This window comes from Novosphingobium sp. BL-S-24 (assembly GCF_055521575.1).
In genome coordinates, this window is sequence record NZ_CM145488.1 from 1,266,135 (window position 1) to 1,284,434 (window position 18,300).

The 18,300-nt window shown below is 61.5% G+C and carries 18 protein-coding genes and 1 tRNA gene; 8 read left to right on the top strand and 11 right to left on the bottom strand.

The genetic code is table 11. The features are described 5' to 3' along the window. Positions 1 to 5: 5 nt before the first annotated feature. The 3 genes from ACZ1JM_RS11290 to ACZ1JM_RS11300 all read right to left on the bottom strand — a co-directional run bounded on the left by ACZ1JM_RS11290 (position 6) and on the right by ACZ1JM_RS11300 (position 1,640). A complete protein-coding gene (locus tag ACZ1JM_RS11290; protein WP_465134894.1) occupies positions 6 to 818 on the bottom strand; it encodes a sugar phosphate isomerase/epimerase family protein in 813 nt (270 codons plus the stop codon). Between the two features lie 90 nt (positions 819 to 908). Beyond that, entirely contained in the window at positions 909 to 1,175 is a 267-nt protein-coding gene (locus tag ACZ1JM_RS11295; protein ID WP_465134895.1) for a UvrB/UvrC motif-containing protein, read from the bottom strand. 27 nt (positions 1,176 to 1,202) lie between these two features. After that, positions 1,203 to 1,640, bottom strand: coding sequence for a hypothetical protein (locus tag ACZ1JM_RS11300; protein WP_465134896.1), 438 nt, complete (start codon positions 1,638 to 1,640; stop codon positions 1,203 to 1,205). A gap of 79 nt (positions 1,641 to 1,719) precedes the next feature. Here ACZ1JM_RS11300 and ACZ1JM_RS11305 point away from each other — a divergent pair, with 79 nt between their 5' ends. The 3 genes from ACZ1JM_RS11305 (at position 1,720) to ACZ1JM_RS11315 (ending at position 4,116) form a co-directional block, all read left to right on the top strand. Next, positions 1,720 to 3,054 carry a replication-associated recombination protein A gene (locus ACZ1JM_RS11305; RefSeq protein ID WP_465134897.1) on the top strand — a complete coding sequence of 445 codons (1,335 nt, stop codon included), beginning with the start codon at positions 1,720 to 1,722 and terminating at the stop codon, positions 3,052 to 3,054. A gap of 20 nt (positions 3,055 to 3,074) precedes the next feature. Continuing rightward, complete coding sequence (locus ACZ1JM_RS11310; RefSeq protein ID WP_465134898.1) at positions 3,075 to 3,944, top strand: hypothetical protein; 870 nt, start codon at positions 3,075 to 3,077, stop codon at positions 3,942 to 3,944. A gap of 96 nt (positions 3,945 to 4,040) precedes the next feature. Next, positions 4,041 to 4,116: transfer RNA gene (locus ACZ1JM_RS11315), tRNA-Thr, on the top strand. Positions 4,117 to 4,471: 355 nt separating this feature from the next. Here ACZ1JM_RS11315 and ACZ1JM_RS11320 read toward each other — a convergent pair. The 3 genes from ACZ1JM_RS11320 to ACZ1JM_RS11330 all read right to left on the bottom strand — a co-directional run bounded on the left by ACZ1JM_RS11320 (position 4,472) and on the right by ACZ1JM_RS11330 (position 9,163). Beyond that, positions 4,472 to 5,749, bottom strand: coding sequence for a spinster family MFS transporter (locus ACZ1JM_RS11320; protein ID WP_465134899.1), 1,278 nt, complete (start codon positions 5,747 to 5,749; stop codon positions 4,472 to 4,474). A gap of 73 nt (positions 5,750 to 5,822) precedes the next feature. After that, entirely contained in the window at positions 5,823 to 6,692 is an 870-nt protein-coding gene (locus ACZ1JM_RS11325) for an alpha/beta fold hydrolase (protein WP_465134900.1), read from the bottom strand. Positions 6,693 to 6,781: 89 nt separating this feature from the next. Continuing rightward, positions 6,782 to 9,163 (bottom strand): TonB-dependent receptor, encoded by a 2,382-nt coding sequence (locus ACZ1JM_RS11330; RefSeq protein ID WP_465134901.1) that lies wholly within the window; start codon positions 9,161 to 9,163, stop codon positions 6,782 to 6,784. A 108-nt stretch (positions 9,164 to 9,271) separates the two neighbouring features. On the opposite strand from ACZ1JM_RS11330, the gene ACZ1JM_RS11335 reads away from it, so the two are divergent. Continuing rightward, the gene (locus tag ACZ1JM_RS11335) at positions 9,272 to 9,880 is read left to right on the top strand and encodes a TetR/AcrR family transcriptional regulator (protein WP_465134902.1); all 609 of its coding nucleotides are present in this window, start codon (positions 9,272 to 9,274) and stop codon (positions 9,878 to 9,880) included. Positions 9,881 to 9,969: 89 nt separating this feature from the next. Continuing rightward, a complete protein-coding gene (locus ACZ1JM_RS11340; protein WP_465134903.1) occupies positions 9,970 to 10,602 on the top strand; it encodes a L,D-transpeptidase family protein in 633 nt (210 codons plus the stop codon). On the opposite strand, the gene tilS is transcribed toward ACZ1JM_RS11340, so the two are convergent. The 5 genes from tilS to ACZ1JM_RS11365 all read right to left on the bottom strand — a co-directional run bounded on the left by tilS (position 10,599) and on the right by ACZ1JM_RS11365 (position 16,213). After that, positions 10,599 to 11,591, bottom strand: a complete 993-nt coding sequence (gene tilS / locus ACZ1JM_RS11345) for a tRNA lysidine(34) synthetase TilS (protein ID WP_465134904.1) — start codon at positions 11,589 to 11,591, stop codon at positions 10,599 to 10,601. The genes ACZ1JM_RS11340 and tilS overlap by 4 nt on opposite strands. Continuing rightward, the gene (locus ACZ1JM_RS11350; RefSeq protein ID WP_465134905.1) at positions 11,572 to 12,525 is read right to left on the bottom strand and encodes a tetratricopeptide repeat protein; all 954 of its coding nucleotides are present in this window, start codon (positions 12,523 to 12,525) and stop codon (positions 11,572 to 11,574) included. Before ACZ1JM_RS11350 ends, tilS begins: the two co-directional genes overlap by 20 nt. 125 nt (positions 12,526 to 12,650) lie before the next feature. Then, positions 12,651 to 13,502, bottom strand: coding sequence for a helix-turn-helix domain-containing protein (locus ACZ1JM_RS11355; RefSeq protein ID WP_465134906.1), 852 nt, complete (start codon positions 13,500 to 13,502; stop codon positions 12,651 to 12,653). Between the two features lie 148 nt (positions 13,503 to 13,650). Further along, positions 13,651 to 15,927, bottom strand: coding sequence for a phosphoenolpyruvate--protein phosphotransferase (ptsP, locus tag ACZ1JM_RS11360; protein WP_465134907.1), 2,277 nt, complete (start codon positions 15,925 to 15,927; stop codon positions 13,651 to 13,653). A gap of 130 nt (positions 15,928 to 16,057) precedes the next feature. Further along, a complete protein-coding gene (locus ACZ1JM_RS11365) occupies positions 16,058 to 16,213 on the bottom strand; it encodes a YdcH family protein (RefSeq protein WP_465134908.1) in 156 nt (51 codons plus the stop codon). A gap of 239 nt (positions 16,214 to 16,452) precedes the next feature. On the opposite strand from ACZ1JM_RS11365, the gene ACZ1JM_RS11370 reads away from it, so the two are divergent. From ACZ1JM_RS11370 to ACZ1JM_RS11380, 3 genes are all read left to right on the top strand, one after another. Next, positions 16,453 to 16,650 carry a YdcH family protein gene (locus ACZ1JM_RS11370; protein ID WP_465134909.1) on the top strand — a complete coding sequence of 66 codons (198 nt, stop codon included), beginning with the start codon at positions 16,453 to 16,455 and terminating at the stop codon, positions 16,648 to 16,650. A 151-nt stretch (positions 16,651 to 16,801) separates the two neighbouring features. Further along, the gene (locus ACZ1JM_RS11375) at positions 16,802 to 17,281 is read left to right on the top strand and encodes a DUF1465 family protein (RefSeq protein ID WP_465134910.1); all 480 of its coding nucleotides are present in this window, start codon (positions 16,802 to 16,804) and stop codon (positions 17,279 to 17,281) included. A 48-nt stretch (positions 17,282 to 17,329) separates the two neighbouring features. Continuing rightward, positions 17,330 to 18,229 (top strand): MBL fold metallo-hydrolase, encoded by a 900-nt coding sequence (locus ACZ1JM_RS11380; protein ID WP_465134911.1) that lies wholly within the window; start codon positions 17,330 to 17,332, stop codon positions 18,227 to 18,229. Positions 18,230 to 18,300 lie beyond the last annotated feature (71 nt).

Consider the following 18,300-nt stretch of genomic DNA (forward strand, 5'->3'; position numbering starts at 1 on the left):
GCGATTCACGCCAGCAATTCACGGGTACGGGTGATGATCTCGCCCGCGTAATCCTCAGCCGTTCGCCCATTCTCGGCGGCTGCGACAAGGGGCACGCCCAGCCCCAGCAATTGCCCCCGCGGGAGTGCATCGACGAATTCGCGTAGCGGCAGGTCGCCCTGCCCCGGTATCAGCCGCCCGAGCAATGCCTCGTGCTGATAGTCGCCGACGCCATTGCGCGGGACGTCGCTGATCCGAACATAGCCGATCATCGCGGGGTCGAGTTCCGCAATTTCTCTCTGTTTCCCGCCTGACCGAAAAAAATGCATCGCATCGATCAGGATGGACGCTTTGCCCGACCCGATTTGCCGTGCCGCATCGAGTGCTTCCTTCAACAAGCGAAGGGTCAGCACCGGCGAGAATTCGATCACAAAGTCCAGGCCGCGATCGGCAGCCATCTGAGCAAGCAACCCGAACTCCTCGATCGCCCGATTGCGCTCGGCACCCATGTCGGCCGAGCTGATCCGCTCGGCACCAAGGTCGGCCAGCACGTCCATGTCGGCTGCGAGGTCCGCCGCTTCGCGCCGGGGAAAAAGTCCAAATCCCTCGCCCAGCGCAATCGTCACCCCTCGATCTGCCAGCACGGCTTTCAAGGTTCTGCGTAGTTCAGCGTTCTCTTGCAGGGACCAGTCTGCGTATCCGTGGGGATTGGGTTGTCCGGTTAGCGGCTTCACCGGCAACGAAATTGCGCGGCAGCCAAGGTCCGCTGCAAGGTTGACGTGCTGAACGGGATCGAGGCCCATCACCGTCATCATGTCGAGGCCGAACGGGTGTGGCATGCAGCGATTCCCCTTCTCTGTAGAACCGAGCATACTCCCTTCGCTGCGGGTCGGCATCGCTATTCAACGCGACCGATCGGCCTGGCACTTCTATTTCTTGTGCCGGGTCATCGGATCCGGTTTTTTCGGAGGCTTCCATCCTTCCGGGGGAGTGACGGATTGGCGACTGGTGCCCAGCCCCATGCTTCCGGGGCGCTGGCGGGTCAGGCCCGATGGATCGAAGTTCGGTTCTTCCTCTGTATCCGGCGAAGCGCGCAGAATGCTGATCCGATCCCTCAGCCGAGCGGCTTCCTCGAAATCGCTGCGCGCTGCTGCCGCTTCCATTTGCAATCGAAGATCGGTGATCGTCTCAGCCATTGTCCCTCGCTCCGAACAGGTGGACACCTAACGCAGCACGCCCGCTCGCCGTTGCGCGACGGCGTATCCAGCGAGCGAAATGGCGATGAGCCAGACGCCTACGCTCAATAGGGCGTCTCCGGTGGTCATCACCCCCGATGCAATCGGCGTCGTCCATTGCCACACCTGATTGCCTGCCAGTCCCACCAAGGAAGCGATGAACGCAGGCACAGCGAAGCGCGAACGAACCAGAAGGCACACGCTGCCGACCAATCCGCCGCCGACACCCAGCGCCCACGTAACCAGGGACCAGGTCGGAGCGGAATCCAGCCAGTCCACATATGCCGGTGGCAGCGATTTCAGCCAGTGTAGATTGCGCGACGCGGTCAGCACGAAGTCAAGACAGCCGAAGGCATTCCACAGCAGCGCCAATACCGCGACCAGCCAATATACCCGCGCCGAAACCCTCAATCGCCCGCGTCCCATCAGCGTTCTCCCGTGTCTCTCGACATAACTGCTGCATTCACCCCCTGCAATCGCCGCAGATAATCGCTAGATGCCATCCATGGCCGACCTATTTGCCGATGACCTGCCGCCCCCGTCATCTCACGCCGGAGAGCTTGGCGAACTGCGCGAGGACGCGCCACTGGCGGACCGTCTCCGTCCGCGCACGTTGGCTGACGTGGTCGGTCAGGAGCATCTTACCGGTCCCGATGGCGCGATCGGCCGGATGGTCGCCGCCGGTCGCCTTTCGTCCATGATCCTGTGGGGACCGCCTGGAACTGGCAAGACCAGCACCGCGCGCCTGCTTGCCGCTGCCGTGGGCATGCGCTTCCATTCGGTGTCTGCGGTATTTTCCGGCGTGGCCGATCTCAAGAAAGCCTTCGCCGAGGCTGACCTGGCCGCAAAGGCCGGACAGCGGACCTTGCTTTTCGTGGACGAAATCCACCGCTTCAATCGCGCGCAGCAGGACGGTTTCCTGCCTTTCGTCGAACGCGGCACGGTGACCCTTGTCGGGGCGACTACAGAAAATCCCAGCTTCGCCCTCAATGCCGCGTTGCTAAGCCGTGCGCAGGTTCTGATCCTTCACCGTCTGGATGCGGATGCGCTGTCTGCCCTGCTCGCCAAGGCCGAGGAACTGGAAGGCCCCCTCCCCCTGAACGCCGATGCGCGTGAGGCGCTGATCGCGTCTGCCGATGGGGACGGGAGATTCCTGCTCAACCAGGCAGAAACGCTCTATGCCGCGAACATAGCCGATCCGCTGGATCCGGCAGGCCTCGGCCAATTCCTCCAACGCCGCGTCGCCGTTTACGACAAGGATCGGGACGGGCACTACAACCTCATCAGCGCCCTTCACAAGTCACTGCGCGGGTCGGACCCGCAAGCGGCGCTGTACTACATGGCGCGCATGCTGACGGCGGGGGAGGAACCGCTTTACGTGCTGCGCCGGCTAGTCCGTTTTGCCAGCGAAGACATTGGCCTCGCCGATCCGCAGGCCCTCGTGCAATGTCTGGCGGCCAAGGATGCCTATGAGTTTCTCGGCTCTCCCGAGGGCGAACTGGCGATCGTGCAGGCCTGCCTCTATCTCGCCACCGCGCCCAAATCGAATGCGGCCTACGCCGCCTTCAAGGCGTCGTTCAAAAGCGCGCGCGAAACCGGGTCACTGAGCCCACCGGCCAACATCCTGAATGCCCCGACGAAGCTGATGAAAGACATCGGTTACGGCAAGGACTACGCGTATGACCATGACGCGCCGGATGGCTTCTCGGGAGACAACTACTGGCCTGACGAGATCGGCCCTCAAGTCTATTACGAACCAGTGGAGCGCGGCTTCGAACGTGACGTAAAGAAGCGGCTTGAATGGTGGGACAAGAAACGCAGCGAACGACGCGGCGAATAGCCGTGCATTTCCGCAATTTCATGGCCATCGACTGGTCCGGCGCCTTGGGCGAACGGCAAAAGGGAATCGCGGTGGCCATTTGCGCAGCCGGATCGCAAGCGCCGCGTCTGTTGCGCCCTTCGCACCATGCTCATTGGTCGCGCTTGGATGTGCTGCATCTGCTGCGTCACGATCTGCCCCACGACACACTGGTCGGGATGGACCTTGGCATATCCCTGCCTTTTGCAGATGCCGGGGCCTTCTTCCCAGGCTGGACTGACAGTCCCGCCGATGCGCGGGCATTGTGGGCATTGATCGATGCGATTTGCGCTGATGATCCCCACCTGTCAGCATCCAGCCTCGTCGACCATCCTGTTTTGAGCGCCTATTTTCGCCGCCATGGTGGACGCGAGGGAACGCGTTTCCACCTGGCCGATGCGTCGCACAAACGCGGGCGCATGCGGGTAACCGAAACCGCCCAGGCGCGGGCGGGATGCAAGCCGTATTCCAACTTCAATCTTGTGGGAGCAGCGCAAGTGGGCAAGTCCAGCCTCACCGGCATGCGGCTGTTGCATCGCCTGAAAGGCGAGGTTCCAGTGTGGCCAGTCGATCCGTTGCCCGCATCTGGTTCGGTAATCGTCGAAATCTACACCGCGATGGCTGCCATCGCCGCCGGGCGTACCGCCAGTCGCGCGAAAATGACCGACCACGCTGCGCTCAACAGCGCTTTGATCGCCCTGGGGTCCGACGCGACGACCACGGGGGAAGGACCGATCGATGATCACAGCGCCGATGCCCTCGTCACCTCGGCATGGCTGCGAAACAACGCCGCCCGCGAAGACCTCTGGCACCCTGCCGAACTGACGAGTGAGTTGGCCCAGACCGAAGGTTGGACCTTCGGGGCATCGTGAGCCCCCCGAAGCAACGGAAATGCAGTGTCGGTGGTTTTCTGACTGGACCACGCCCCCCCGCTCGCGGTAAGGGCGCGCCAACGCCCGTTTCGGCGTGCCGGCTTAGCTCAGTTGGTAGAGCACCTGATTTGTAATCAGGGGGCCACGGGTTCGAATCCTGTAGCCGGCACCATTTTCCTCCACCCCATGTTCAGAACGATCCGCTGTTTTGACAAGACTCGTGTCATGCCCCTTCCCTTATGGGCTGGGTGACGGAGCCTGTTGACGTTCCAGCGACCCTGGATCCTGACCCGGTCGCTGAAGTAGTTCGCCTGCCAGCCACACCACGCTGATGGCAATAAGAAACATCACGACGGCCGCGATCGCAAGCTTTGCGAGGTTCTTGGGCGGGCCGCCCTTGTGCGGTGCGTCGGGTGGTTCAGGACTGTTTGTCGTCTGGTCGGGTTCCAACGCTGATGCTCCGTCGAGGGGATTTGGCTGCTTGCCATTGGTCCTTGAACACCGGGGCGGCGTCGGAGTTGCTGCCTCTATTTTTCGGCAACCCATTCACGGCGCAAGGCAGGACCGGCCAGCGTCATCAGCAGCGCCGCCAGAAGGTAAAGGCACAGCCCGAACAGCATGGAATACCGCAGTGATTCCGTCCCCCACACCGGGACCAGGGCTTTTGACAGAGCGCCTAGCGCATAGATGCCGCCGCCCAATCCGATAAGGTTGTTGATCAGAAGAAACAGCGCTGAGGCGGTTGCGCGAGCGGGGGGATCGACCAAGTGCTGAACCGCGCTCGTCACTGGACCAAGCCAGAAATAGGCCAAGGCCTGAGGCACCAGAAACAGAAGGAACGCCACTTGGACGCTGGATGTCCAGATGCCGCCGGCGAACAAGGGAACGGCGCAGACGAACGCGATCGCAGGCACTCGCCCGTACCACGCCCGGTCTCCCTTCCCGAGCCGATCGGCCAGCACTCCACCTAGCAGGACGCCGACACATCCGCCCAAGAGCAGCACCGCGCCGATGAACCAGGACGTATGCACCAGATCGAGGCCGAAGCTGCGTTGCAGAAGGCTCGGCAGCCAGAACGCAAGGCCATACCCGAGCATGGAACTGGAAGCTGCACCAAAGCTGAGAAACCAGAACGCACGCTTGCCCGCCAGGGTCGCCGCCACTTCGGCAAACCGGACGGCAGGTGCGGATGATGGGGTTCGCACTGCACGCGGTTTGTCACGCACCACCAGCTTGAACAGCGGGGCGATGACGATCCCGGCCAGCCCTACCACCAGAAAGGCCGTACGCCAGTCCACCGCCTGCGCCACATAGCCGCCCGCCAGCACTCCTGCCGCTGAACCTAAAGGTATGCCAAGCGAATAGACCGACAGTGCCAGCGCGCGGCGATGGCTGGGAAAGTGGTCGCCGATCACGGCGTAAGACGGTGCAACACCGCCCGCCTCGCCGATTCCGACGCCTAATCTCGCCAGGAAGATATGCCAAAAGCCTTGCGCGAGCGCGCAGGCTGCGGTGAACCCGCTCCATAAGACGAGGGAGCCGGTAATGACCCACGACCGGCTGGTACGATCTGCCAGCCAGGCCAGCGGCACGCCCAGCGTCGAATAGAGGATAGCGAACGCCAGCCCGCCCAACATTCCCAATTGTGCGTCATCAAGCCCAAGGTCCGCCTGGATCGGCGCAGCAAGGATCGACAGGATCTGTCGGTCCACGAAATTGAAGATGTAGACGAGCAGCAGCATCGCCAGAACCAGATTGGGCGAAGCACCGGAACGTGCCGGGGTCGGTGATTCTGCTTCCGGCATCGGGCGCTCCATGATCTCTGCTTTCGATATTGTCCGGTGTCGCGCAAGCACGGACTGCGCCCGCGCATCGTGATCAGGACATATGTTGGTCCAGGAACGGCAGGATCGCGCCGAGCGCAGATGGCTCGTCAAGGATGGGGGCATGGCCCACGCGGGGAACGTCCACGCTGGCATAAGGTCCGCTGTGACGCCGCCGCATTTCCGCCTCCGTCTCCACACTCAGAAGATCGGACAACGCGCCTCGAACGACCAGTACGGGAACTGCGTCGAGCGCGTCCCACAGCGGCCAAGCGTCAGGCGGGACCGCCTGTGGATCGTCCCCGGCGAAGCTTTTCGATATGGCAGGATCATAAGCGAACGATACGGTGCCATCGGCGTTCTCCCGGGCAATCCGGCGCGCGAATGCATCCCAGTCCGCATCCCCGAAGTCGGGGAAGGCAGGCGCATTGATGCCGCGGGTTCGAGCCGATGCCTCGCTCCAGCCGCTCATCGCACTGGCTGGTCCAAGGTATCCCTGGATCCGGGCCAGCCCCGCCGGATCGAGCACCGGGCCGATATCATTGAATATGATCGCCTGGGCCAAATCCGGCCGCAACGCATTCATGACCATGGCCATCAGGCCGCCCATCGACGTGCCGATGATGCCAGGCCGGACGAGCCCCAAATCATCGATCAGCGCAAGCATGTCCTGGGCATAGACATCCAGTCGATACTCAGCGGCATCAGAGTCCCATTGCGAAAGCCCCCTGCCCCGCTGGTCCGGCACGATCAGGCGGTAGCGTCCAGCAAGGTGCGCCGCCAAAGGCTCGAAATCAGCACTGTTGCGCGTCAGCCCGTGCATCAGCAGCAAGTCAGGCGCAGTTTCTCTGGCCGCCGGATAGACCCGCGCAACCAGATCGAGCCGCTCGCATGCGCTGCGGTAGCGATGGACATGATAGTCCATGGTATCTCCTTTCCGGCCAGCGGTGCCGCTACGCCTGAGGCTCGGTCACCCCATATAAATCGGGGTGACTGAGGCCGAAGTTCCGAGCATCAGAACGCGAGCGTCGCCGTGGCGAAGACCTGACGCGGATTGCCGTAGAAAGCGGTCAGCGTGCCCTCGGTGCCCAGCGTCGGGATGAACCGTCCGTTGGGGGCTGTACGCAGCGCGCCGGTTACGGGATCCGCAGCCAGGAACGTATAGCCCGAGGTCTTGTACTGCTTGTCGAACAGGTTCTTGCCATGGACACCGAACGTCCAGCGGCTACCCGGCGCGGTGTAAACGATGCTGGCGTCAAGCAGCCCATATCCCTTCTGATCGAGATACGGGTTCGGGATTTCGAACTGGTAGGTCTTGCTGCGGTAGGAATATGTAGTGCTGAGCGAGAGATCCCCCTCCCCGACCGGCGTGGTGTAGGACAAAGTCGCGCTGCCGGTCCACTTGGGCGTGTTCTGAACCTGACGGAAATCTGCGACATCGGTGGGCTGGGTGACCGCAGGGATCGCCGGATTTACCGGGATGTTCGCGATGTATTCTAGATACTTCGCATCGATATAGCCCATTGAACCGGACAGGCTCAACCGGTCTCCAGCAGACAGCATATCCTGAGCCAGACGCGCGGTCGCTTCCAGTTCCACGCCTCGGAAACGGGCCTTGCCCGCGTTGGTGATGATGCCGCAGAACGTCGGAATACCGCCCACCGTACAGCCGGCAGAGCCGGGGATCTGCACGTCCTTGTAATCCATCTGGAACGCAGCGACGGCAACATAGAGACCGCCACCGAACAGGTTTGCCTTGTAGCCGATCTCGTAGCTGTCGACCGTCTCGGGCTTGAAGCTCAGATAATCGGTCACTTCGGCATTGGTGGGGAAGCCGGGCCGCGCCGCAGGAGCATTCACCCCGACGCCACGCGGATCGAACCCGCCGCCCTTGAAGCCCTGACTGAAGCTGGCGTAAATGTTGTGATCAGGCGTCGGCTTGAAGCTGATCGACGCGCGGGGCGTGAACTTCTTGAAGGTGGCTTCACCATCGAAGTTGGTGCTGGGTGCCCCGAATGGCAGACCTGCTCCCCCGAATACCGGCGATCCGCCGCCAAGATAGTTCTGCCGCAGGATCTGCGCCTTGCGCTGGTCCCATGTGTAGCGCCCGCCCACCGACAGGCTGAACTGTTCGGTAAAGTCGAACGTGAAATCGCCGAACACGGCCCAAGTCTCCGTATCGACATCGGCCTGCGTGAACGCGGTCAGGCCATTGAGCGTGGTGAACAGGCGCGTATCGAACTGGGTGTCGGCCTTTGCGGACAGATAGTAACCGCCAATCATGCCCTGCACCATGCCGCCGTCATCGTACAGCAGCTGGAATTCCTGACTCACCTGCTCATTGCGGTAGAATGCCGGCACGTCGAGATCGACGGCGGGGAGCGCATCGAAATCGATGGGAGAAGCGCTATTGTCCTTGCGCCACGAACTGATCGACCGGAACGTCAACCTGTCGGTCAATTCGGCCGATGCGTTGATCGCCAGGCCATAGGCCTCCACTTCCTGCCGCGGATCGTTGAGGCCACCGCGCGTATCGAACACATCGTCCAGCACCGGCGCACCAGATGCGTAACCAGGGATCAGGCGATGACCACCGCGCGGATTGGACTTGTCCTTGGTGTAGTCGCCTGAAATGCGGATCAGCACCGGTTCGCCATAGCCGCCGATGTCTACACTCGCCCGGCCTGCCCAAATGTCCTTGTTGTAGTTGTCGTCACCGGTTGTCAGGTTGGTGCCGAACCCGCCGCGAGAGAGCCGCGCCACCGATCCACCTACCCGGATCAGGTCACTGACGGGAGCGGATGCGGTTACCACCAGATCAGCCTGATCGTACGTACCATACGTACCGCGCACCTTGAGCGAGAAGTCCTGCGGCAGCTGCTTGGTCACATACTTCAGCGCGCCGCCGATCGTGTTGCGGCCATAGAGGGTCCCCTGCGGACCGCGCAGCACTTCGATGCGCTCAACATCGTAGATATCGAGCACGGCCGCTTGGGGGCGGTTGAGATAGACATCGTCCAGATAGATGCCAACGCCCTGCTCAAACCCGGAGACCGGGTCCTGCTGACCAACACCGCGAATAAACGCCGTTAGGGTCGAGTTCGTACCGCGAGAGGGTTCCAATGTCACGTTAGGTGCCGACTGGGCTATTTCCGTGACGTCGATCGCGCCGGACCGTGCGAGCTGTTCGCCGCTGAAGCTAGTGACGGCGATAGGCACGTCTACCAGCCGTTCTTCACGACGGCGAGCAGTCACGATGATGTCACCGCCAGCGGCTTCGGAAGCGGTTTCAGCGGCGGCAAGGGTGTCCTGCGCCATGGCTGGAGCCAGCGAACCTGAACCGCTGCACAGCGCCACCACGCTCGAAGAAATCGCCAAAAACCGGCCTTTGCGCATCACAAACACTCCCAACAATCTTCTTGTTGACCCCTTTTATTGACAGTTGAACCATGTTTCAACTTTGATTGTTTGCTATCATGGAAGTTGCAGTTTACCTGTGTCGCTGTGACCACACCCGAGCCTCTCCCGGACAAGTCCCCCCGCACCGAACGCGGTCGGCGTACTCTTCGAAAATTGCTGGATGCCGCTGCATTGGAATTCGGCGAACGCGGGTTTCACGAGGCGTCGATCACCGCCATAACCAAGCGGGCCGGCACAGCGCTGGGCAGCTTCTACACCTACTTCAATTCCAAGGACGAAATCTTCCGTGCGCTGGTGGATGACTTAGGGTCAAAGGTGAGGGAAGCAGCGCGCAATGCCCGGCAGCAGGACCTGCCGGCGCTCGAAACAGAACGCGCATCACTGGTGGGGTTCTTGCGCTTCGCGACGGAAAACAAAGAGATTTATCGCATCATCGACGAAGCCGAATTCGTCGACCCGGACGTTTTTCGTCAGCATTATCGCAACACCGCGCGCCGCATCCACGAACGTCTTGCCGATGGCATCCGCAAGGGCGAGCTCCGCGAAGACTTGGGCGAGGCGCACGCCTGGGCGATCATGGGAATGAACGTATTTCTGGGACTGCGGTATGCAGTCTGGTCCGAAGACGCCTCGCCAGAAGAGGTGGCTGACCTGGCCAACTCGATCCTCAAAGAAGGCATCGCCAAGCGCTGATCGGGCAGCGGGATGGCAAAATCGGGCAATTTACCCGATGCTAATGCGCATCTGACAGGACGATTCGCTGCACCAGACGGGACATCAAATTGGACTCGCGCATATTTATCGCCTCTGGCTTTGTGGCCGTCGCAGCTATCGCCGGTGTTATCGTCGTAGCGTCGAGCACCCACACGGCGGAAAAGGCGCCCCCTCAGGCGGTTATGTCCCCCGCCCCCAAGGTCATCGAAAAGCCAAAAGTAGCCGCCAAGGAAGAACCGTTCGTAATCAAGCGCATCCTTCCTATCGAGGGAGCCATCAAGTACGGCGAGTGGCACTGGGATGACAAGAACGTACCCCCCGGCCCGATTGTCCTGACGGTTGACCTGGATGCGCGGGTAATCTCCGTATTCCGTGGCGGATATGAAATTGGCGCCGCCGCTGTCCTGCTCGGGACGCAGGAAAAGCCCACTCCTCTCGGCGTTTTTCCTATCACCCAGAAAGACAAGGACCACGTTTCCAACATCTATACCGGCGCGCCGATGCCGTACATGCAGCGCCTGACGAACGACGGCATCACCTTGCATGGGTCGGACGTGGCGCTCGGCTACGCGAGCCACGGTTGCGTGGGGATGCCGGATGCCTTCGCCGCCAAATTGTTCGAGACCACGAAGCTGGGCGACAAGGTCTATATCACCAAAGGAAAGCAGATCGGTTTGGGTGACAACCTGGTTGGCACCTAGACCGGGTCGGGTGAAGTCTTGCGTACGGCGCGGACCGGCGCTTTCGAAAAGCTCCACCCCCCCGAATTGGGGCGTGCCACAAGATTTCCGATCGAGGACGGATGACCTGCGACCAGTGAGTCAACCAGTCTCGCTATGGCGCCACCCCTCGCATCGACGCCATCCAGTTCACGCACGATCCGGGCGACGACACGCAATGCGACGGCGCGGGGAGCTTGGGGACGATATTTTAGCCCCATCGGCTCCTTCTTTACACAGGAACGCCACTCAAGCGCCGACATCCATTCGAGAGCGGCATCCGCCTCGGCAAGGTGAGCAGCACTTTGGGCGATCGCGGGCACATCCAGCCAGTCGGATTGCGCCAGAGCTTTTCGCACTTTCACCCGATCAAACCGATCGTTCGCGTTGCTGGGATCGTCAGCGGCGACAAGGCCAGCGTCGCTCACAAGAGCAGCGAGTTCGGCTCGGCGCCAGTCGAGCACTGGCCGAAGCAAAACAAGTTTCGAACCGGGGGCCAGCCCCCGCGCCCGGGCACCAGCCAGACCGGCAACGCCACTGGCCCGGTTCAGGCGCATGATCAGCGTTTCCGCCTGATCGTCCGCCTGATGGCCCGTGGCAAGCGCTGCTACGCCTTCGGCATCGGCCCATTCCACCAATGCAGCGTAGCGTGCTGACCGCGCTTCAGCCTGCACATTGCCCGGCGCAACCGTAACCGTCAGCGTCGCGTGTGGGATCGCAAGCTCAGCGCAAATGCGACCCACCTCTGCAGCTTCGGCGGCGCTTTCCGGCCGAAGCGCATGATCGACCGTTGCTGCTTTCACCCGCCCTGGCAAAGCTCGGCACGCCAATAGCAGCAAGCCCAGGCTATCAGGACCTCCTGATACCGCCAGACCCAGCATCTGCTGTGGATCGTCTGCGCCTTCGGGCCATATGGCGGCCAGACCAGTCCGAAACCGGTCTATGGCCGCGTCAGCTACAGGTAAGTCCATTACGGGTGGCGGTGTAGAGGCTGCTCAAGCGGCCGGCAGCTTCGGCCGCATATGTCTCGCTGAATTCGGCGAGGGCGATGCAGGCACGCTTGTTGTCCTTGAGCTGCTTCATTGACACAGCAAGGTAAAGCAGGCTGTCCGGAGCGCGATCGCCGCGCTTGTCGGCCTGGAAGTTCTGTAGGAACCATTTGGCCGCTTCCGTCGGATTGCCATCGTCCAGATACGCCCGTCCAAGCAGATTACGACCCCAGCTCACTTTGCCGTGGCGAGGGTATTTCTCCAGATAGAGTTTCAGCTGCTGCTGCGCCTCGGGATAGAAACGGGCTTCCCACAGCCGGAAACCATAGCTGTACTCGTCATCGCCCGTATCGGAAGTCTGCGGCTTTACAATGGCCCTGACCGCTTCAACCCGAGCGGACGGTGCTGCGACAGGAGTGCTGGGGGTTGGCGTTGCCGTGACCGGCGCGGGCGGCGCAACGACAGGGGGAGAGGCCGTCGGAGCAGGCACGGCACTGGGCGCTACACCAAGCGGAGCCGATCCGGTGGGGGCGATTGCATTGGCGCTAGCCGCAAGCTTGGCCTCAAGCTGGCCGATGCGGTTCGTGTTCTGCTCAACCTGGGAGGTCAGCCGCGCCATCTGCGCTTCGACCGCGTCCATCCGGGTAAGCAGATCCGAAACCGGCGTGCTGGTCGGTACTCCGGGGGTGGTCGTGGTTGCAGGGCGGGAGGTTATCTCAGGCTCGAAATACTTGCCGTCAGCGCCCGGAAAAACTTTGCGTTGCAACGCCCTGACTTCGGATTCGACCTTGTTCAGGCGAGCACTGGTGTTTGCGTCCTGCGCCAAAACCGGCGTTGCGCCACCAGCCACCATCGCGCCTGCAGCCGCAGTCACCAACCAGCGCGTGGTTCGGGTGCCACCTAGGATACGTTTCATCGCCAAATCAACTCCGTACCGGCATCTGCGAGCGACCAATGGCTGAACAGAATGAAACCGGGAATTAACCAGTTGGATTATCGTTTAGCCTGTGCCCGAAATTGTCGCCCACTGTCGAGGTGTGGCTACTGCGAAACCGTGGACAGTGGCGTAGGGGCCGAAGACGACTGCGTTGCAGGGGTGGGTGAAGCCCCGCCGGCTCCGCGAGCAACCAGATCTGCGGCAGCAAGCGAAACGCCTGACATCACCTGCGGCTTGTCCGACAGCGGCGGGAGCGCGCGGCCGCCAACGGAAATCTGCAACGCATCCGGCCGACCTGTACGCAGTTGAAGCCCGGCAACACCGGCAGGAGTGGTCCAGCTTTCGCCCTTGGCCAGTTCTTTCTGCAGCACTTGTGATCCAGTGCCATCGGTGACTTTCACCCAGACTTTGTCGCCGGTAGCCGTCAAAATGACCGGCCCACTAGTCGGAGCCGGTTGTGCCGCCACTGCCTTGGGGGTTGGAGCCGCCTGGGTCTGCGCAGACTTTTCCGCGATCAGATCCGGCAATTCTCCTTCGGGAGAGAGAAAGCTGTTCCAGAACACCAGCAGCAGCACGACCGCAACCGCGACCCCTGCGGCGGCAATCCATGCGACCCGATGAGTAGGAACACGGGCCGGATCTCCGGGCTCGAAGCTGGGCGCGGTCTCCGGTCGTTCAGGCGTTTCGCTGGCCAATTGCTCGCGAATTTTCGTCGCTATGGCCTGTTCGTTCAGTCCAACGGCCCGGGCATACGCCCGAGCGAAGCCTACCGCATACGTACGGGCTGCCAGATCGCCCAACCGGTCTTCCTCGATGGAAAGAAGGTGACGCTCGGCAACCTTGGTCTGCGAAGCTACATCCGAGCGGCTGAGGCCAGCAGCCTCCCGAGCAGCGCGCAGCTGGCTACCGGCACTTAGCGAATTGCCCGCGAGGCCTGGGGTTTCGACGTTTTCCATTACGCTCCGTTAGCCGGATACAGGTCCTGACAGATGCCTAACCAAACCATCTGGCATCCTAAAGTCAATCACCGGGCAGTCGGCCAGCCTAAATTTATGCGGTCAAAACTTTTTTCGGGCCAAATCAGCGACAAACGTTGATCGTGCATCAATCGACGGAAATGCCACGAGCTTCGGCCCAGGCGATCATGGTAGCGCGCATGTTGGCAGGCGGAGACGAGAGCCAGCCTTCCATGGCGGCAGAAATGTCCGCGAGATCGATTTTGCCCACGAGTTCCTTGATCGGACCAACCGCAGCCGGCGTGATCGACATTCGAAGGATGCCAAGGCCCAGCAGCGCAAGCGCTTCAAGACGGCGACCGCCCATTTCTCCGCAAACGCTGATGTCCACTTGGGTATGCTCAAGGCTGCGCACTATACGGCGCAAAAACCTGAGAATCGCCGGACTCAACCAGTCATACCGTTCGGCCAACTTTGGGTTGGAACGGTCTGCCGCGAAGAGGAATTGCGTCAGATCGTTGGTGCCGATCGAAAGGAACGATATCTTGGGCGCGATGATGTCCAACTGCTCAGCCAAGGCTGGAACTTCGAGCATCACGCCATAGCGAATTGCTTCGGGGAGAACCTTCTTCTGCCCACGCAGGTAGACCAGCTGGTTGTCGAACACGGCCTTTGCCGCATCGAACTCCCACGGTTCGGCAACCATCGGGAACATGACGTTCAATTTCCGTCCACCGGCCGCTTCGAGCAAAGCACGCGCCTGCACTTTGAGCAGCGCGTCTCGCTCCAATGCCACGCGTAGAGCACGCCAGCCCATCGCCGGGTTTTCCTCGCCCTCTCCATCGTCATGACGAAGGTAGGGCAGCGTCTTGTCACCGCCGATGTCCACCGTCCGAAAAACGACGGGCCGATCGCCTGCGGCATCCAATACGTCGCGATAAAGACGCGTCTGGCGTTCTCTTTGCGGGAGCGTGGCGGATACGAGGAACTGGAATTCGGTGCGGAATAAGCCAATGCCATCCGCGCCGGTCTGGTTGAGGTTGGCAACGTCGTCCCGCAAGCCGGCGTTGATCATCACGTTGATCCGGGTGCCGTCGATCGTTCTTGCTTCGACGTCGCGCAAGCCCGCATAGATCGCCTGACGCTGCCGACTCTCGGCAAAGCGCGCCTCGAACGCTTCCGCCACCCCCGGCGACGGGCGAACGAGCGCACTTCCTTGATCGGCATCGAGAAGAAGCGGATCGCCTTCGCGCACGACGCCGCGCAGGCCCCTCACGCGGCCCAACACCGGAACGCCCATTGCGCGAGCGACGATAACGACGTGGCTGGTTAGCGAACCTTCCTCGAGGATCACGCCCTTCAGACGCCTGCGATCATATTCGAGGAGTTCGGCAGGACCAAGGTTACGTGCGATCAGGATCGCGTCGTTCCGCAAGCCCATGGACGCAGCCGTTCCAAGCTGGCCGGACACGATGCGAAGCAGGCGGTTCGCCAAGTCCTCTAGGTCGTGCATGCGGTCCGCCAGAAGCGGGTCGTCGATCTGGCGCATGCGCATCCGGGTGCGTTGCTGTACCCGTTCGATCGCAGCTTCAGCGGTCAGGCCGGAATCGATCGCTTCATTAATGCGGCGAGTCCAGCCTTCGTCGTAGGCGAACATGCGATAGGTCTCGAGAACCTCTTCATGCTCGCCGCCAACGCCGAATTCGGCCTGGTTGGACATGCGATCGATCTGTTCGCGCATGCGCTCGAACGCCAGAATGACGCGCTGCCGTTCGGCCTCGGTGTCTTCGGCGACCACGTGCTCAATGGTGACGCGGGGCTGGTGATAGACCGCGACGCCCGCCGCCAGCCCCTTCACCAGCGTGAGACCGCGCAACTGTTCCGGGCCGATTTGCGCCGCCGTCAGGCCACGCGCGTCTTCCTCGTCGATGAGATCGGCGTTGGTGATGAGTTCCGACAAGACCATGGCCACGGTCTGCAGCGCCTCGATCTCCACTTCCTCGTACCGGCGCGGTTCCACATGCTGGACGCAGAGCACACCCACCGCCCTCTCGCGACGGACGATCGGCACACCGGCAAACGAATGGAACTTGTCCTCACCCGTTTCAGGGCGATACGAAAAGTCCGGGTGGGCAGCCGCTTCGGCGAGATTGAGCGTACCCGTCTGATCGGCGATCGTGCCGACCAGACCCTCGCCTATCGCCATTCGCGTTACGTGGACGGCTTCCTGAGCCAGCCCCCGCGTCGCGAACAGTTCCAGCATGCCCTCGCGCAGAAGATAGATCGAACAAACCTCACTATCGAGGCATTGCCCAATCACTTCCACGACGTTGTTGAGTTTCGTCTGCGCATTACTGCGAGACGCCATCACCTCATGGAGGCGGGTGAGGATAGTTCGTGCTGCTTCGACGGCTCCGCTGCTCATGGTCCTAGGCGTAACGCAAAGAGATCGCTTTGGGAACGCAGCGGATGCCATCGAATCAGGTTAATTGGGTGATATTAGGGATCTCCGGTATGGCCGGTGGATTTTTCCCGGTAGCAGGATGATCAGGCGATCAGAAACGACCGATCTCTTCCTTCAGCCTCAATTTCCGCTTCTTGAGGGCTTGCACCACCGATGCATCAGGCACTGGGCGGCTCATTTCTTCGTGGATTTGCCGTTCGATACCGGCATGCTTGAGCTGCAAGGCGCTGACGTGCGAACTATCCATGGACGGTTCCTCCTATAAGGGCCGGACCCTGGGCAACAGATGCCCTGCGAAAGATGGACGTCGAGTGACCCGAATTGGCGACTCGGCAGTGATGATCCGGCGCAACACCCAAGGAAACACATCAAGCCCACCTTGCGAAGACCCGTATTGCTTCATATCGGTGAGATGCATGAATCCTGCGTCGGGCAGGAATCGGTGGCCTGGGTGTTTTCGGGCGGTTGAGCGTAAGGAATTCTGGTTTGACCGAAGAGGAAATGCGCAAGCGCCTCGAAATCCTGAAGACGGAGCACCGCGATCTCGACGCGGCGATCGACGCGCTCATGGCGGCCGGGTCCGGCGACCAACTGCAAATCGCGCGCATGAAGAAACGCAAGCTGCGCCTGAAGGATCAGATCAGTCAGATCGCCGACTACCTGATTCCCGACATCATCGCCTGACTGGAAAGCGCTGCATATCGGGCAGCGGCACTATAGCGCCAACAGCCGATTGGGCGAGCGTGCCGATCGGGGACATGGATGTTTTCAGATGCACAATGGCGGTGATTGCGGGTTGCTGCCGAGTCGCGTTTGCTAAATACGTCAAACCGCAATGACATCATCAGCCTCCATCAACCCCAAGATCATCGAAGCGCTCTATTGCGAGGCTCTGGTCCTGTCGGATGAAATTCGCAACGCGTTTACGCTGCCCGATCCGTCTGATCGCGGCTTCCGGACTGCCGATAACGGCAACAATGATGGCCGGCGCTCATCGCTGTCGGATGAAGGGCTGCGCACCACGAAACGAATGATGCACGCCGTCGCGTGGCTGCTTAACCACCGAGCCTACTTCAAAGGCGAGATGGACGAAGCACATCTGCGTCGTTTCGGACGCCTGTCGCCGGAGATGATGCTGACCGATAGCGACAATCATGAAAGGCTCGACACGATGACGGTCATCCTGATCGAAACGACACGACAGTTCTACGCTCGCCTGTTGAGGCTCGATCAGGCTTGGCGGCTGACCGAGCCAACCGCCCTACCCTCAATACATAGCTTGCATCGCCGGATAGAGCGCCGACTGGCGAGCTGATCGCCGTTCACCTCGACAGGTGGGCCACAACGCCCCATATCGCGATGCATGGAAGACGCCGCTCAGATCGATCGCCCTTACACGATTGCCGAACGCATTGGGCCCATGGTCCGGCGGGTTTTGGCTCGCAACCCCTCGCCGTTCACCTTTACTGGCACGCAAACTTACATCGTTGGTGAAGCCGGCCAGATTGCTGTGATCGATCCCGGCCCGGCCGATGCAGAGCATCTTGCCGCGCTCGTAGAGGCGATCGGCAGCGACGAGGTCGTAGCGATCATGTGCACGCATACGCATCGCGATCACTCCCCGGCCGCCGCTCCTCTGAAAGCCATGACGGGCGCCCCGATCATCGGGTGTGCTGCCCTCGTCCTCGACGATGATGGACCGCGCGCGGACGCTTCCTTCGACGCCGATTATGCGCCGGATCGCGTGCTGGCCGACGGTGAGGCGCTATCGGGACGGGGAAAAGATGGCGCCGCCTGGACACTGCGCGCGTTGGCGACCCCCGGCCACACGTCCAATCACTTGTGCTTTGCGTTGGAGGAAACCGGCGCTCTGTTCACCGGCGATCACGTGATGGGCTGGTCCACCAGCGTGGTTTCGCCGCCCGATGGAGACATGACGGCATACCTCGCGAGCCTGACGCTACTTAACGAACGGGAGCAGGACGCCGTGTATTATCCGGCTCACGGCCCGGAGATCACCAAGCCTCGGCAGCTGGTTCGCGGCATGATCGGCCATCGTCGCCAGCGCGAACGCCAGATCCAGCGACAGATCGAGGCTGGCAATGCGCAGATATCCCAGATGGTCCCGCTGATGTACAAGGGCGTGGACGAAAGGCTCTGGCCTGCCGCTGGCCGTTCCGTGCTGGCCCATCTGCTCGACCTCGAAAAACGTGGGGTCGTTTCGCGCAACGGGGATGACTGGTCTTTGACGAATCCGGCGTAGACGATCCCGCACCACATTTTCCCCTTGGGTGTGGGGGGTGTCGACCCTAGATAGGCCCAGCTACGGCGCAG